This is a genomic window from Shewanella sp. VK101, from assembly GCF_056497865.1.
This window is the reverse complement of record NZ_CM151402.1, coordinates 3014805-3030255: the sequence shown is the minus strand read 5'-3', so window position 1 is coordinate 3030255 and position 15451 is coordinate 3014805. Positions and strand designations below refer to the sequence as shown.

General features: G+C 54.2%; 11 protein-coding genes. 7 read left to right on the top strand and 4 right to left on the bottom strand.

What is annotated here, in order from left to right; all coding sequences use genetic code 11:
- Positions 1-89 precede the first annotated feature (89 nt).
- From ACSHSR_RS13575 to ACSHSR_RS13560, 4 genes are all read right to left on the bottom strand, one after another.
- Complete coding sequence (locus tag ACSHSR_RS13575; protein ID WP_479630836.1) at positions 90-3068, bottom strand: ricin-type beta-trefoil lectin domain protein; 2979 nt, start codon at positions 3066-3068, stop codon at positions 90-92.
- Between the two features lie 408 nt (positions 3069-3476).
- The gene (locus tag ACSHSR_RS13570; RefSeq protein ID WP_144158566.1) at positions 3477-4484 is read right to left on the bottom strand and encodes an ArsA family ATPase; all 1008 of its coding nucleotides are present in this window, start codon (positions 4482-4484) and stop codon (positions 3477-3479) included.
- 26 nt (positions 4485-4510) lie between these two features.
- A complete protein-coding gene (locus tag ACSHSR_RS13565; RefSeq protein WP_025886589.1) occupies positions 4511-4783 on the bottom strand; it encodes a cory-CC-star protein in 273 nt (90 codons plus the stop codon).
- Entirely contained in the window at positions 4783-6462 is a 1680-nt protein-coding gene (locus ACSHSR_RS13560; RefSeq protein ID WP_028780340.1) for a carbon starvation CstA family protein, read from the bottom strand. Before ACSHSR_RS13560 ends, ACSHSR_RS13565 begins: the two co-directional genes overlap by 1 nt.
- A 397-nt stretch (positions 6463-6859) precedes the next feature.
- On the opposite strand from ACSHSR_RS13560, the gene ACSHSR_RS13555 reads away from it, so the two are divergent.
- The 7 genes from ACSHSR_RS13555 (at position 6860) to ACSHSR_RS13525 (ending at position 15430) form a co-directional block, all read left to right on the top strand.
- Positions 6860-7834, top strand: a complete 975-nt coding sequence (locus tag ACSHSR_RS13555) for a nucleoside hydrolase (protein ID WP_107353339.1) — start codon at positions 6860-6862, stop codon at positions 7832-7834.
- Between the two features lie 941 nt (positions 7835-8775).
- A complete protein-coding gene (betI, locus tag ACSHSR_RS13550) occupies positions 8776-9372 on the top strand; it encodes a transcriptional regulator BetI (RefSeq protein WP_479630835.1) in 597 nt (198 codons plus the stop codon).
- On the top strand, positions 9372-10832 hold the full coding sequence (betB, locus tag ACSHSR_RS13545) for a betaine-aldehyde dehydrogenase (protein WP_215793619.1): 1461 nt from the start codon (positions 9372-9374) through the stop codon (positions 10830-10832). The genes betI and betB overlap by 1 nt, the downstream gene beginning before the upstream one ends.
- Before the next feature lie 9 nt (positions 10833-10841).
- A complete protein-coding gene (gene betA, locus ACSHSR_RS13540; RefSeq protein ID WP_208134313.1) occupies positions 10842-12527 on the top strand; it encodes a choline dehydrogenase in 1686 nt (561 codons plus the stop codon).
- 161 nt (positions 12528-12688) lie between these two features.
- A complete protein-coding gene (locus ACSHSR_RS13535; protein WP_144166237.1) occupies positions 12689-13906 on the top strand; it encodes a BCCT family transporter in 1218 nt (405 codons plus the stop codon).
- A 38-nt stretch (positions 13907-13944) separates the two neighbouring features.
- On the top strand, positions 13945-14664 hold the full coding sequence (locus ACSHSR_RS13530; protein ID WP_371873724.1) for a TorF family putative porin: 720 nt from the start codon (positions 13945-13947) through the stop codon (positions 14662-14664).
- A gap of 151 nt (positions 14665-14815) precedes the next feature.
- A complete protein-coding gene (locus tag ACSHSR_RS13525) occupies positions 14816-15430 on the top strand; it encodes a PDC sensor domain-containing protein (RefSeq protein WP_208140158.1) in 615 nt (204 codons plus the stop codon).
- The last annotated feature ends 21 nt before the right edge of the window (positions 15431-15451 follow it).

The window sequence follows — 15451 nt, the reverse complement described above, 5'->3', positions numbered from 1 at the left end:
GGCGAGCTTGGTTTAACACCAAGTAAAAAAAATCACAATAAACAAGGCCGGTTCATTGAACCGGCCTTGCTGTTTTTTAAGGGCTTGGATCAGAGGCTGGACTTCCACTTCTGATTACTGTCGCCATGGTGATGGTAGAGGATAAGAGCCGCGCCGGCTTGTTCTCCCGAGGCATCAAGCACCTGATTGGGTGCCATTCGGCTTGAGAACACGCTGCCGTCTTTATCGAATGCCTGAGCCGGATTGGAAGCATCGCAGGGCGCCAGTGCCAACTGGCTATGATCCTGGGTATTGCCACCTGGAATGTGCAGGCACAGTCCCGCGTCACCAGCCAGTTTGATACTGCCTTTTATCGGATCGAAGTACCATTTTTGCCCCTGACGGTTGCTGCAGTTGTCCAGGTTCACCAGGCTGCCGCTTTGGGCCTGTTCGGGAGCGCTGATACATAGCCCGGCACGTTTATCCCGCAAACTGACCCAGCGGTGAATAGTCATCTCAGGCCTGAGCAACCATTGCTGGTTGGCGCCGCCATGAAACTGCCATTGACCCACTTGGGCATCGTTGCCACGGCCGTAGGCGTCGGCCACTATATTGGCGTCATGGGCACTGCGAATAAAGCGGCCGTCATAATCCCAACGCAGATTGTCGCTGTCGACACACTCCCATACCAGGATTTCGCCTTCATTGTAGGCCTGGCCGCGATTGTCCAAACACAAGGATGGATTGGCCTTGTTGCTGAACATGCGTTTGTCGGCATCAAAACTCCAGCGTTGATCCCAGGCGTCGCGTTCACAGTCATAGAGGATCACATCTGTGCCATTGACCATATCGCTGCCATTACCCGGAATATCCATACACTTGTCCGAAGCGCGGTTGACTATCCGCACATAGTTTGGCAGTGGATTGATATAGGCTTCATCCCTGTGGGCTTCAGCGCGCTCCCACATCTGCAGATAAGCTTCGGCCGAGTTCATCAAGGCTTCATAGGTACTGCCGCCAAGCTGCTCGCGCACATCCTGCAGATGATCAGCCAGCATACCGTAATGGGCCATGCCATCCTGATTGAAGTCAAATACACGATTCCCCGATACCTGACGCTCAAACTGGATACCGAACTCACTGACGAAGGGGTAGTGCAGTGGATTAGTGGCCGCATCGTCTCTGGGGCCGGCCTGAGCGCCGAGGCCACTCATATCGGTTCCCAGGCCGACACCCGGCAGAAAAGGAGTATCGGCTATCAACTGCAGGTATCTATCAATACTGCCTCCAAGATGGTTGGCGTTACTGTTGTAGGGCGCCATAAAGCCGCCGACCTTGGCCAGGCGCAGGGTGTTGGGGTGCAGTCTGCCTTGGGTGCCGTCAGTCATCCAGCTGTGGCTGGTGATCACCCCGCCATATTGGCGCTGCTCGACAATATCCATCACACTGGTGGCGGTTTGTGCCGACATATGATCCAATTCTATCAACATTCCCATATCTATCATGCGGTTAACCAGGTAGACGCCTTTTTCGGACAAGCCATGCTTGTTGCAGTGCAGCATGTTCTCGTCGTACTGGGGATTGAGACCCACGGCATTGAGAATATCCTTGAGTACTGGGATTTCGCCCAAAATGGGGAAACCTGAGTTGAATGGTCTGCCCTGGGTGTCGGCGTCGCAGGCCTGGGTTTCAAAGAAATGGCCCGTCGCCAAGACTTCACCGATATTGATAAAGCCGTCTTCCACCACTGAGCCGCCCAGTTGGTTATCGAACTTGTGGGTCGGGAACAGGATTCTCACCCCCTTGGCATAAACTTGCTGCAGTTGCTCTTCAATCTGGCGGCGGTTGCAATCATCCTTGATACCGCAGTTGAACAGCTCTGAGGCCTCTATGCCCATCAGCACCGCCAGCTTGCCGTCGGCAATGACCTCGCGAGCCTCTTGAGGCGAGGACACCAGGCGGAAGAAGCCTTTGCCGGGGCCGCCGGACTGCACATCAATATACTCCTGCATTTGCTTGAGACGGTTAATCTGCAACTGAATGCTGTTCATGGTGTTACAGTCGTTGGGGTTGACCCAACTGGCGGGATTGATGGTTTTCTGGGCGTTGCACAACACTTCGTTTTCCACCAGATGGGTGACCATCAGGCGCAAACCGCCTAGCCAGGCGCGCTCAATCCACTTGTAGTAGTAACCTGAGTGAGTCATCTGCTCGTGATTGGGCCACCAGGGGAAGTCCGGCCAGCCTCGGGTGTCATAGCGGAAGTTGGCGTCGTTGAAGGAGTAGAGATTGCCGATGAGATCCAGTGAGCCATTCGGCCCATGGATCACCGCACTGTCGTTCAACGCCTGGGTCACCCCCCAGCGGTGGAACGGCTTGCCATGCATCATCTTGCCGCCCATAAACTCATACGAGGTGATATGGGTGTGGGCATCGACCAGACCACGCACCGGCAGTGAAGCATCGCCTTTCAGGGCGGATAAATCACCACTGGCATTGACTTCAACCTCGGGAAACGCGCTGCAGGCATCACTGGCAACCAGCTTGAAGCTTGCCTCTGAAGTGTTGTTTCCAGGGTTGAGCAGATCGAAGAAATACAAGCCACCACCGCTGTAGTTGTGCCTGAGTCCCAGATTGAGGCCCACGGCGTGAAAGCGATAACTGAATTCACCGGATGGCGTTGTTTCGGCGTCAACCCGCCACTCGGCAAATTCCCCCGGGTAACGACCGGCGCTGACTTCGGCCGGCAGATGGCTGGCAAAGAAGCGGCCATCTGCGTCTGTCATCATAAAATGACCGCGGCGACTGGGTTTGAAGTAAAACGCACTGGCCTCGGCCTGGCTGATATTATCGAAACGATAACTCAGACCATCATCCACAGTGCCTCCCTGATGGAAGCGATGCAGATACTGGCCATTGGTTGGTGATTGAATAATAAAACATTGCTGCGCCAGGCTGTCGACCGCCTGGGTGGTTTGCGTTTCAGCTGCAGCTAGGGGTAGGGTTCCCAGCGCAAACAGGCCGGGGATCAGGGCAGAGAACAGACTTTTGGCACTGGGCCAATCTCCATGTCCGATTAGCTTTTTCATAGGTTAGTCCACGAAGTTGCTGGTTAATGTTGGTTTATTTCGCAACTGCTAAACTTCTGCACCCTCATGTATATGGCTAACACTGGTTTTAATCAAGCGATTGTTTGAATTTTGTTAACTTTGAGGTTGATGATCTTGGTAACAGGCAAAGTTGAGATGTAGAGACTGCTGCGCCACTGCGCCTTCTTGATTTGAGTTGATTGGTTTTTATCTGTTTAAATTCAAAGTGTTGTGAAGTTTTCTGGCGATTGGTTTTATAGGCTACGGCGTCTCTTATGCTGCGGATTTAGCTGTGTCAAAGGTATACCTTCTGATATAAGTAGCTCCTTGCCGGAGCTCGCGATTGGGTGCAGGTGTTGTCTGCGTTTGGTGAAATAGGCCAAACGATTGAAGGGAAATTGGCTGAATTTACAGCCCGGCTTTGGCCAGTTCTGTCGCCATCTGTTCAAGACCGCTCAGGCCCTGGATATCGGTTTCCTTGAGGGGCAGTCGAAAGCGGGGCAGCTTGCTAAAGTTTACGTCTATCTCTTCGAGGTGCACGGCTTCCTGCTGGCGGCGTTTGGCAAGAAAACTGCCGTCGGCCTCGGGTGGCAGCAGTCGATTGACCACCAAACCTGCCAACGGTAACTGCTCGGCCTGCAGGCTGGCCACGGCGCGGCGGGTTTCCAGAATAGGCAGCTTCTCTGCGGTTAGAACAAACAGCAGCCCTGTTTGCTGCGGATCTTTAATCAGCTCACGGGTGCGCTGCAGCAGCCGTTGGCGAGCCAGCAGGGTTTCGGCTATGGCCTTGTTGCGCGGCGCCATTCCGGCGGTGGCGTGCTCGGCCGGATCGTCGAAGGGGTTATCGACATCACGGCCCCGGCCGGGTGTCAGGTGCGACAGCATGGCGCCGAGCTTCTCTGATTTCTGATTGGCGCTCAGCATACCTTGGGTCCAGGCGGCCATCGCCTCAGGCAGGCTCAGCAGCCTAAGGGTATGGCCGGTGGGCGCGGTATCGAAAATAATCAGATCGTATTCACCGAGGCCGCTTTCCAGGGTCTTGGCAATCCGCTCCAGCAAGGCGGCTTCCTGGGCACCGGGAGACTGTCGGGTGAGGCGCATCTGCCGCTCGATTTCAGCGAACATCTCCGGGCGGGTAAAACTCTTCAACTGTTGGCTGACACGGTCGAGATGTTGGCGCACTTCCTCATCCGGGTCGATTTCCAGTGCATCCAGATTCGGTGCCAGCCGGGTGCAGTGATCGCCTATCTGCTTGGCAAAGGCATCGCTCAGGCTGTGGGCCGGATCTGTGGATACCAGCAGGACTTTCTTGCCGCGCCCGGCCGCCAACAGGGCCAGTGAGGAGGAGACAGTGGTCTTGCCGACACCGCCTTTGCCACCCACCCACAGAATACGTTTGTCGGTCAGCTGCGCCATAGCCCGTCCTTAATTAACATCTTGTTTCAACAGCATCTGAACTGATCCAGCGGTGAGTGGGGCATACCCATACGCAGGTGCCAGTCATGGAACTTTTCCAGCATCAAGGGCTGCAGCTCCAGAGTGTAGTAACTGGCCGGGTTGGGTACCCCCATCATTTCGGAGAAGATCAGCAGCATAAAAAGATCGTCCTGCTCCCTGCGGGCGCGGGCGACTGCCGAGCGAAAAGGGGCGTTATACGCCTCTTCCGCCAGGTAGCTCAGGTCTTTGACCAATGCCTTGATCTTCGCCAGCTTCATCAGTCGTTCTCCGCCGCGGTTTTACGCGCCTTGAGCGAGCGGCTCAACGTGGCACTGCACTCCAGTGAAATTACTATGGCGGCGATCAGTACCACCAAGTCCAGAGTGAACAGGAACCAATCCTGCTTGTCGTAGAAGCCCTTGAGCTGAATAAGCAGGCCCATGGTGGTCATCACCAGCAGGAAGATAAGCGGAGCCAGGGTATACCACATGGGGCGACCCAGTTTCACCAGCATCACTGTGATTACCAGCAGTGTCAGGCCAGCCAGCAACTGGTTGGTGGTGCCAAACAGCGGCCAGATCAGCATGCCACCCGAGCCGTCACCGCCGGCGCCGAAGGCCAGCAGCAAGCAGGTGCCCACGGCCAGCAGAGTGGCGATGGCGCCATTTTGCATCCAGTTGAGGTTATAGATGCTGCCCCATTCCTGGAATATGTAACGCTGTAGCCGCAAGCCTGTGTCCATGGTGGTACCGGCAAACAGCACTACCATTACCGTCAGCAGGGTTTGTGCCATGGTTTCATCCATGCCTATCCCGGATTCGAGGATATTGGCGCCGCCCTTGATAAAGGCGCTGACGCCCCCCTGACCAAAGGCGTGGTAGACAGCCTGCCAGTCGGCCAGGGTCGCAAAACCCGCTGTGGCGGCTATGATGGCCGCCAGTGCCAGAGAGCCTTCGCCTATGGCGCCAAAGTAGCCGACAAAACGTACATCCGGTTCTTTATCCAGTTGTTTCGAGGTGGTTCCGCTGGAAACCAGGCCGTGGAAGCCGGAAATCGCGCCGCAGGCAATGGTGACAAACAGCAGTGGCACTATGGATGGAGTGCCTTCGGGCACATCGGTATTAAAGGCCGGTGCCACTATATCAGGCGCGCCCAGAAGCACGGCGCCGTAAAGCAAGCCTAAGCCGATAAACAGCTGAATACCATTGATATAGTCCCGTGGTTGCAGCAGCATCCATACCGGCAGCAGCGAGGCGATGGCGGCATAAACAAACAGCAGGATGATCCAGCTTTGGTTATCCGACAGCGGCCCCAGGGTTTCCGGCAATGCCAGCGGCAAAGACGGGCCGATATAGATGAGCGCGTACAATGCTGCCACGCCGACAATGGACACCACCAAGAGGTTGATAAGACGGCGGTAGATGAGCTGGCCTATGATGAGTGCCACCACTATGGCGCCCCAAACCGGCAGGGTAGCGCTGGGAAAGTTGATCAACTGCTTGGCAATGACGACGGCAAACACGGCGTTAACCATGAGCAACACCAAGAATATCACCACCATAAAGATGCTGCGGGCCCGCTCGCCGATAACATCACCCGTGACCGCACCTATGGATTTGGCCTTGTTGCGGTTACTGGCCCAGATGGCGCCGGCATCGTGCACCCCGGCAAAGAAGATGGTGCCGAACACCACCCAGAGGAAGGCCGGCACCCAGCCCCAGATAACCGCAATAGCCGGGCCGATAATCGGTGCAGCTCCGGCCACAGAGGTAAAGTGGTGGCCCCAAAGCACATATTTATTGGTGGGCACATAGTCGATACCATCCTGCATCTCGTGTGCAGGAGTCACGAAGTTGGGATCGACTTTGAAGATTTTTTCGCAGATGAATTTTGAATAGACAAAATAGCCGGCCGCCATCGCGCCCAGGCCCATTAACATCAACAGCACAGCATTCATGGGACACCTCTTGTTGTTGTTTTGATGTATCGATGTTAATGGAAGGTGGTTGTGGCTGATATCAGACTAAAGTCCTATTCGCTCGCAGCTATCAAGAACAGCATCTTTGCTGTAGGCATTTGTCAGAAAAGCAATAATTGCCTGCAATACCGCGGTGATTCATATCGCTTGATTGCGCATTTCGCCGCTTTTATGGACTATCAAACTTATCCGGATGAGAGCCGAATATTGCAGTGATAGCCCTCAGGTGAACAGATACTGACCCCTGTGTCTCATTTCCTCGATAGGGCGCGGTATTATGGGGCGCACAGCGTGAGATTTAGCGCTAGAATGGGCCAGTGCCGCCGGCTTGCAGCGGCACAGATAATATCAATAACATCACAAAGGAAGCTGGATTGTGACGAAGAAAATTATCCTGGATACAGATCCCGGTATTGATGATGCAATGGCAATTCTGTTTGCCGAAGGGCATACATCTGTGGATCTTATCGGTATCACCACAGTATTTGGCAACGCCACCATTGAAAACAGCACTCGCAATGCCCTTTACTTGAAACAGAAATACGGCATGAAGGCAGACGTATCCATGGGGGCGGATAAGCCGTTGTCGCGCCCTCCTGTCGGCCCTACCACCATAGTTCATGGTGATACCGGTTTTGGCGATCTGCAAGTCACCGCCGCCGATGTCAGCCTAAGCGCCGATCCCCGTCCGGCATGGCAGTATATCGTCGAGCAGCTCAAGGCGCAGCCGGGGGAGATCACTCTGGTGGCTGTTGGGCCTCTGACCAATCTGGCACTGGCGCTGCAGCATGACCCCGGGATCACCAAACTGGTTAAAGAAGTGGTGATCATGGGCGGGGCCTTTGGGGTTAACGGCCATCAGGGCAATGTCAGCCCGTTTGCCGAAGCCAATATCCATGACGATCCCGAGGCGGCCGATATCGTATTTACTGCCGACTGGCCCGTGGTGATTATCGGTCTGGATGTGACCCATGAGAGTTTCTTTACGCCCGAGTATCTGGATAAGCTGCGCGATGAAGCCGGTGAGCCGGGACGCTTTATTCACCAGATAAGCCGTTTCTATCTCGACTTTTACCAGCGTAGCCTGGGGATTTCCGGCTGCCATGTGCACGACCCATCGGCGATTGCCTATGTGATAGATCCCAGCCTGTTTACCCTGAGAAAAGGGCCTGTGCGGGTGGTTTGCTCCGGGCCGGCCATTGGCCACACAATGCAGAAAACCTACGAGCGGCGCCATCCCCATGATGACTGGAGCGATATGCCGGCGCAAAGTGTTGGGGTAGGGGTGCGCAACGAGGCGCTGCTCGAACTGTATCGCAACACCCTGATAGATTTCGGTCGTCAGTCATAGGTCTTGCTGCGGCAGTTACTTTTCTGATCTCAGCCGACTTCATCTGATGCAAGAGTCCTGCACTTGGCCGGGCTCTTTTACTAAGGAAGGTGCGAATAAGTCCTCGTGGCACTCTGGCTTGCACAGCAATTGGCGTTCAAGGCATCTGACTGAAGGCATGCCGGGGCCTGTCGAAGTCGGATAACGCAGAGAGCCGGTTGCTGTGAAAGCCCCAAAGGGCGTGGCTTACAGACCTGTCTGCTATGTTGTGCTTCTTGTAAAGGACTAGCCATTTGCTGCGAACCACGCCTTGCATACAGGCCTGTAAGCCAACGCAGAGCACGCATGGGACTTGTTCGCACCTTCCCTAACCCTTTGCAGGGGCTCTTGTCTTGCGCTTTATCCGCCTTTTCACTTTATTCATCTGTTACTTGTCTCAACATAGTTCAGCGTTAGTCGGCTTCCAGGTTCAGTATTCCTCTTGTTAATCATGACTCCTCTTTTTTGGTCATAACTCCTCATTCTAATCACTCTTTCTCATTGTCACTTTATTCTCTGCTTTCCCTACTCATCGCCTTATCCTCAGCCCCAGTCTCAATCTCAGTGTCCGGCTTCCAAGCAGCAGGTTAGGTCCGGAGCGACAGGCGTATTTATCTGCGCTATCGGGTTACAGAGTGAGTCGCAAGGTTTTAGTTCAAATGATATCTGCTGTAATTATTTAGACGGTGAACGCTTGGGTCGTTCTGCGGTAATTTTTCGGTTAACACCTCAGAAATAGCGAAGTTTTGTCGGTAAATAGAAACTTTTTCAGATAAATTTCAAGCAACGTAAGCATTTGTTGCTGTGAGGTAAATCACTGTTTTGTGACTTGTGTGATCTTAAAACTCGGCTCCGGTCAGGTTGATAATTACAGTTCAAATCATTAGGCTTGTTTTTAATTGAACGGTCAATTAATAAAAAATATGCCCAAGATTGGAATGAAACCCGTGCGCCGCCAGCAACTGATCGATGCCACTATGGCCTCGGTGGCCGCCAATGGTTTGCACAATACCACCATCAACAGCATCAGCCACTTGGCCGGGTTGTCGTCGGGGATCATCAGCCATTATTTCGGTGGCAAGCAGGAGCTGATTGAAGCGACATTGCGGCATTTGCTGGAACAACTGAAGCTGGCTTTGCTGGCGCAAACGGCAGAGCGGCAGCTTTCCCCCAAGGCACGGCTGCACGCCATAGTGGCGGCCAACTTCACCGAGTTTCAACGCTCGGGGGCGGCTACCCGCACCTGGCTTGATTTCTGGGCTCAGTCCATGCATGAGCCCGGGCTTGCCAGGTTGCAGCAGGTCAACAGTGCCAGACTGCAGAGTAACCTGGCCTTCTCTTTCAAACAGTTATTGCCCAGGGAGCAGGCGCTCAAGAGTGCCGAGCAGGTGGCTGCCATGATTGACGGTTTTTGGCTGCGCAGTGCTCTCAGTCCTGAGCCTGAGCAGGCGTTTGCTGCCGCAGAATCCTGGTGTATCGATTTCATTGACCAAAGTCTGGCTTATCACGGAGTACATTGATGACACAGCCTGTTTATCAGAATTTTATTGACGGTCGTTATATGGCCAACGCCTCGGGTGAATCCTTTGAGGTGATTAACCCTGGCACGGGCCAGGTGCAATACCGCGTTGAAGTGGCCGATGAGGCCATCAAGCAGGCGTCCATTGCCAGTGCCAAACGCGGATTTGCCGCTTGGTCAGCCATGAGCGCCATGGCGCGCAGCCGGGTGCTGTTGAGGGCGGTGGCCCTGCTGCGGCAGCGCAACGATGAGCTGGCCAAAATCGAAGTGCTGGATACGGGTAAACCCTGGCAGGAGGCGTCTGTGGTGGACGTGGTCACAGGGGCCGATGCCATAGAATATTTCGCCGGCATAGTGGTGGGCCTGGAAGGCTGTCAGCAAAGTGTTGGCGATGATTTCTTCTATACCCGCCGTGAACCTCTGGGGATCTGCGCCGGTATCGGCGCCTGGAATTATCCTTTGCAGATAGCCTGTTGGAAGTCGGCGCCGGCGTTGGCCGCCGGTAACGCGATGATCTTCAAGCCGTCTGAGGAGACCCCGCTCGGGGCGCTGAAGCTGGCGGAAATCTTTATCGAAGCCGGTGTGCCCGCCGGTGTGTTCAATGTGGTGCAGGGCGCGGCCGAAGTAGGTCAATGGCTGACTCACAGTGAGGATATCGCCAAGGTGTCCTTTACCGGCGAAGTGGGCACAGGCAAGAAGGTGATGGCGGCAGCGGCCTCCAGTCTCAAGGATGTCACAATGGAACTGGGGGGCAAGTCTCCGCTGATCATCTTTGAAGACGCCGAGCTGGGAGATGCCGTCAGCGCCGCCATGCTGGGCAACTTTTATACCCAAGGTGAAATTTGTACCAATGGTACCCGGGTCTATGTCGCCCGCAACCTTTACCCGGCCTTTATCGAACGTTTGCAGCAAAGGATGGCCAATATCAAGGCCGGCGACCCCATGGCGCCGGACACCAATTTCGGCGCTCTGATATCCAGCGCGCATAGAGACAAGGTGCTCGAGTATATCGCCCTTGGGCAGGCTGAGGGGGCGAGGCTCCTTTGCGGTGGCAAGCCTTTGACGCCGGACTCGGCCCCAGAGGGTTTCTTTGTTGAGCCGACCGTATTTGTCGACTGTGATGACAAGATGCGTATTTGCCGTGAAGAGATCTTCGGCCCCGTGATGTCTGTGTTGATTTTCGACGATGAAGAGGAAGTGATCCGCCGTGCCAACGATACGGCCCTTGGTTTGGCTGCTGCGGTATTTAGCCGCGATATTCGCCGCGCCCACAGGGTGATTCATCGGCTTCAGGCCGGGATTTGCTGGATCAATGCCTATGGCGCTTCACCCTCGGAGATGCCCGTCGGTGGCTACAAGCTTTCGGGAGTCGGCCGGGAGAACGGCAGTGAAACCCTCAAGGCCTATACCCAGACCAAATCGGTTTATGTCGGCATGCAGCCCCTGGAAAGTCCATTTTAAGGAGCCGTTATGAACCAGAATTTCGATTACATCATTGTCGGTGCCGGTAGCGCAGGGTGCGTGCTGGCCAACCGCCTGAGCGAAGATAAAAACAAACGGGTCTTGTTGCTGGAAACCGGCGGCAGCGATCGCAGCATCTTTATTCAGATGCCAACGGCGTTGTCCATTCCCATGAATACCCAAAAGTACGCCTGGCAGTTTGAAACCGAGCCTGAACCGGGGCTGGACAACCGGCGCATGCATTGTCCCAGGGGCAAGGTGCTCGGCGGTTCTTCATCCATCAACGGCATGGTCTACGTCCGCGGTCACGCCCATGACTTTGATGAGTGGCAGGCCAGTGGCGCCGAGGGCTGGAGCTACGCCGATTGCTTGCCCTATTTCAAAAAGGCCGAGACTTGGGCCTTTGGCGGTGACAAGTATCGAGGCGGTAGTGGGCCCTTGGGGGTCAACAACGGCAACCGCATGGCTAACCCCCTGTATAAGGCCTTTGTTGATGCCGGTGTGCAAGCCGGGTACCTGGCCACAGATGATTACAACGGTGCTCAACAGGAAGGCTTTGGCGCCATGCATATGACGGTGAAAAATGGTGTGCGCTGGTCTACGGCCAATGCCTATCTGCGTCCGGCCATGACACGGGATAATTTAAAAGTGGTGACCGGCGCATTGGTGCACAAGGTATTGCTGCAGGACAAGGTGGCAACCGGGGTGCGCTATGAATGCGACGGCAAGTTGCAGCAGGCCATGGTTGGCATGGGCGGCGAAGTGATCCTTTCAGCAGGTCCCGTGGGTTCGCCCCATCTGTTGCAGCTTTCCGGTATAGGTGCGCCCGAAGTCCTTAAAGAAGCCGGTATTGAGCTGGAGCATGCCTTGCCCGGGGTGGGGGAGAATCTTCAGGATCATCTGGAGTTCTATTTTCAGTTCCGTTGCACCCAGCCAGTTTCCCTCAACCGCAAACTGGATTGGTGGAACAAGTTCCTGATCGGCAGCCGCTGGTTCTTTACCAAGACAGGACTTGGTGCGACCAACCATTTTGAATCCTGCGGTTTTATCCGCTCCAAGGCGGGCCTGGCCGCACCGGATCTCCAGTATCACTTCCTGCCCGCCGCCATGCGTTATGACGGCCGGGAAGCCTTTGATGGCGATGGTTTTCAGGTGCATATCGGCCACAATAAGCCCAAGAGCCGGGGATGGGTCAGGGTACAGAGCAGCGATCCGCACCGGCATCCGCAGATACGTTTCAACTATTTGCAACACCAGGATGATATCGAAGGCTTTCGCGCCTGTGTGCGCCTGACCCGGGAGATTATTCATCAGCCGGCATTCGATGGTTATCGCGGAGAAGAGATCCAGCCTGGTGCCGAAGTGGAAACCGATGAGCAGATAGATGCCTTTGTTCGTCGCTCGGTAGAGAGTGCTTATCATCCATCCTGTTCCTGCAAGATGGGCACAGATCCCATGGCCGTGGTGGACCCGCAAAACCGGGTGCATGGCATTGAAGGACTGAGAGTCGTGGACTCTTCCGTATTCCCCACCATTCCCAATGGCAACCTTAATGCACCGACCATAATGTTGGCAGAGAAGGCCGCCGATATTATCCGCGGCCGTGAAGCCTTACCGGCCTCTGATGCCACAGTTGTTCTGGCTGATAAGTGGCGAGCGCAGCAGCGCTGCCACGCACCCGAGCGGCCTAGCTGATCTTAAAATCCAAGGGGCCAGTCTGCAGTCGGCCCCTTAACCCCTGTCAATGCTGAAATCGGCGCAGCCAAGCCGAGGGCTTTTTGCTGGCCAAAATTCGCCATTAGTCTGGGGCTGGAATTAGAAAAATATAATTTAAATCAACAATAAAGGGAAAAATTATGGAGCTTTGGCTTTCAGCAGGGATCTTATTTACCTTTGCCATGATAGGGGTGATCCTGTATCGGTGGGGCAACATCCCCTGCGTAGGTGTCACCCCGGTGCGGATCAACACCTTTATCGCTATTTTGTTCACCTCAGGCCTGGATGTAGGCTTGATCATGTTCCCGCTCACCGAGTTCGGCACTTACACAGATACCAACAGCAGCCCCGAATACGCCTTTTCCAATCCCTTGGCGATAGAGTTTGGATTTTGGGCCTTTCTCATCTGGGGTTTTTACTTTGTCACCTGTTTCTATTTTTGCGTCATTGAGCCCAGAGTGAAGTTCTTTGAACTTAAGGCGGTAAAGTTCATCAACAACATGGTGATTATCGGCACCTGTGCCTTCACTGCTTATCTGCTGCTCAGCAACTTGCCCTGGTATCTGCCGGAGATGGGCGATGGAGAGTCCGTCATAGGCGCCTTCTATCTGATAGTGTTTGCCGTCATCGCCATCGCGGTTTATTCCAGTACCAGCATTAAATACGTCAAGGTGCTCAGCCTGGCCAGTACCTGGCTGTTTGTGGCGCTGATAGCCCTGATGTGGAGCGGCGCATTTTTAGGGGAGAGCGGCACTGTCGGCGACTTCATTACCACCTTTTCGTTATTGGGTGAGTACTTTGTCGATATCAAGCATTTTGTGTTGCCGCTCAATGATTATCACGCCTTTTACCTGTTCTGGTGGTTTGCCTGGAGCATTATGATAGGCCAGTTTACCTCGCGGTTTGTCGGCGGGATCAAGACCTGGCAACTCTTGCTTGCCATGATGGTGTTTCCCTCCATTCCCATCGCGATTTGGTTCAGTGTCCTCTATTTCTACGATACCCAGGCCATCTCCACATCCGGCTTTTATAACCTGGCCATGGTCATGGTGGGCATTACCTTTGTGGTTAATTCGCTGGACTCATTGATCCGTCTCTACACGGATAACCTGGGACTGACGGTTGTCAGGCTCGGCAAACGCAACTATCTGCTTGGCAATATCGCCGTGATGGTGCTGCTGACCTTGCTGTTCCAACTGGATTTCTTGGAGATTCAATGGGTTGGGGCCCTGGCCATTGGGCTTATCTTCGCCTGTGCCGGTTACATGCTGCTGACCAAACTGAAAACCTTGGGCCGGATCCAAGGTTCTCCCAAAGAAAACACCATAGATTTTAATAAAATAGAGTTGGCTGACTGATGCCGGCTTCAATCCATAAAACCAAAAGAGGAACACAGATGCGCTTGAACGCCATGGCAAATTATCTCAAGAGCGGCGGTGTGGCGGCACTGCTGACACTGACTTTCACGGCCGAGGCCGAGTGGTCATCGACCGTGACCCTGGCATCGGATTACAGTTTCAACGGGGTCAGTCAGACAGATGAAGGCCCGGCGTTACAGGCCAGCTTGGATTACAGTAGTGAAAGTGGCTGGTATCTTGGCAGCTTCGCTTCCAATGTCGACTTCGGTGGCGGCGATGATACCTGGTTGGAACTTGACGGTTACGCAGGTTATTTTTACCAGTTCAATGAATACCTGAGCCTGGATGCCGGGCTTGCCTATTACAGCTATCACGGCGAATCCTTTTCCGATGACTACAACTATCCGGAAGCTTATGCCAAGTGGGGTTATCAGTCGCCATTCGGTCAGTCGGAGCTGAATCTCTGGTACAGCTGGGATTACTTTGGTACCGGTGCCGGCCACAGCATAGTGATGCTGGCCCACAGTTTTGAATTGGCGCCCGGTCACCGGCTGAGGTTGAGTTTTGACCGTTCCACATCGGATGATACAGACAAGTGGCAGTGGCAGGGGAGCAGAGGCTATCAACACTACCGCATCGCCTACCAGACCCAATATCACGGCATAGATATTGAGCTGGCAGGTGAAGATACCAGCCTGGACTCGGACAATGCCGATGCCAGATTGGTGCTAAGCCTGTCGCACAGATTCACCTTCTGAAGAGCTGCCCTATTGGCCCAGGCTGGAGTGGGCGGCTTCAGCCGGGCCTTGCGGCTTACTTAAGAATATTCTTTTATCTTTCAAGCGCTCTTGTGATTTGTTGACTAGTCTTATCTCAGGATGATTTCTATCACAGCAGGGAGCAACCCAGATGACTTCTATCAGCAAATTTTGTCGCAGCAAATCTTGCGCCGCATTGTTTAGTGTGACGCTGCTAGGCGTGACTTCTATGTTTGTTGCCGCAGCAGCCAATGCCAACGACTATGAAGCCGCCATCAGCGAACTTGCCAATACCCAGGTCAAGAGTTGGCTTGGCGACCCTTTGATCGTCGATAGCATCAAGCAACAAAACAGTGCCAATGCCGAACTTTCCAAGGAGCAAATTCTCGACTTGGACAAGCAATGGCGTGCTCAGGTTGCTGCTGCCGACAAGCCATTGGTGGATAAGCTTCTCAACAATCCGCTTTCCGATTTTTTGCGGCAGAAACTGCAGCAAAGCAATGGCCTTTATACCGAAATATTCGTTATGGATGACAAGGGATTGAATGTGGGACAGAGTGCCATGACTTCAGATTATTGGCAGGGGGACGAAGCCAAATGGCAGCAAACCTTCGCCAAGGGGCCAGACAGTATCCATATCAGCGAGGTGGAAGAGGATGAGTCTACCCAGAGTTATCAGAGTCAGCTGAGTCTGCCTGTTGTCGACCCCTCGTCCGGTGCAGTGATAGGCGCCATTACACTGGGGATCAATGTAGAGCTACTTTAAGCGTCTTTTGCTTGTTATTTC

Bases quoted from the DNA above. Each gene is read 5' to 3' on its own strand.
- ACSHSR_RS13575 (WP_479630836.1), bottom strand. From the start codon at position 3,068: ATGAAAAAGCTAATCGGACATGGAGATTGGCCCAGTGCCAAAAGTCTG.
- ACSHSR_RS13570 (WP_144158566.1), bottom strand. From the start codon at position 4,484: ATGGCGCAGCTGACCGACAAACGTATTCTGTGGGTGGGTGGCAAAGGC.
- ACSHSR_RS13565 (WP_025886589.1), bottom strand. From the start codon at position 4,783: ATGAAGCTGGCGAAGATCAAGGCATTGGTCAAAGACCTGAGCTACCTG.
- ACSHSR_RS13535 (WP_144166237.1), top strand. From the start codon at position 12,689: ATGGAGCTTTGGCTTTCAGCAGGGATCTTATTTACCTTTGCCATGATA.
- ACSHSR_RS13525 (WP_208140158.1), top strand. From the start codon at position 14,816: ATGACTTCTATCAGCAAATTTTGTCGCAGCAAATCTTGCGCCGCATTG.
- ACSHSR_RS13560 (WP_028780340.1), bottom strand. From the start codon at position 6,462: ATGAATGCTGTGCTGTTGATGTTAATGGGCCTGGGCGCGATGGCGGCC.
- ACSHSR_RS13530 (WP_371873724.1), top strand. From the start codon at position 13,945: ATGCGCTTGAACGCCATGGCAAATTATCTCAAGAGCGGCGGTGTGGCG.
- betB (WP_215793619.1), top strand. From the start codon at position 9,372: ATGACACAGCCTGTTTATCAGAATTTTATTGACGGTCGTTATATGGCC.
- betA (WP_208134313.1), top strand. From the start codon at position 10,842: ATGAACCAGAATTTCGATTACATCATTGTCGGTGCCGGTAGCGCAGGG.
- betI (WP_479630835.1), top strand. From the start codon at position 8,776: ATGCCCAAGATTGGAATGAAACCCGTGCGCCGCCAGCAACTGATCGAT.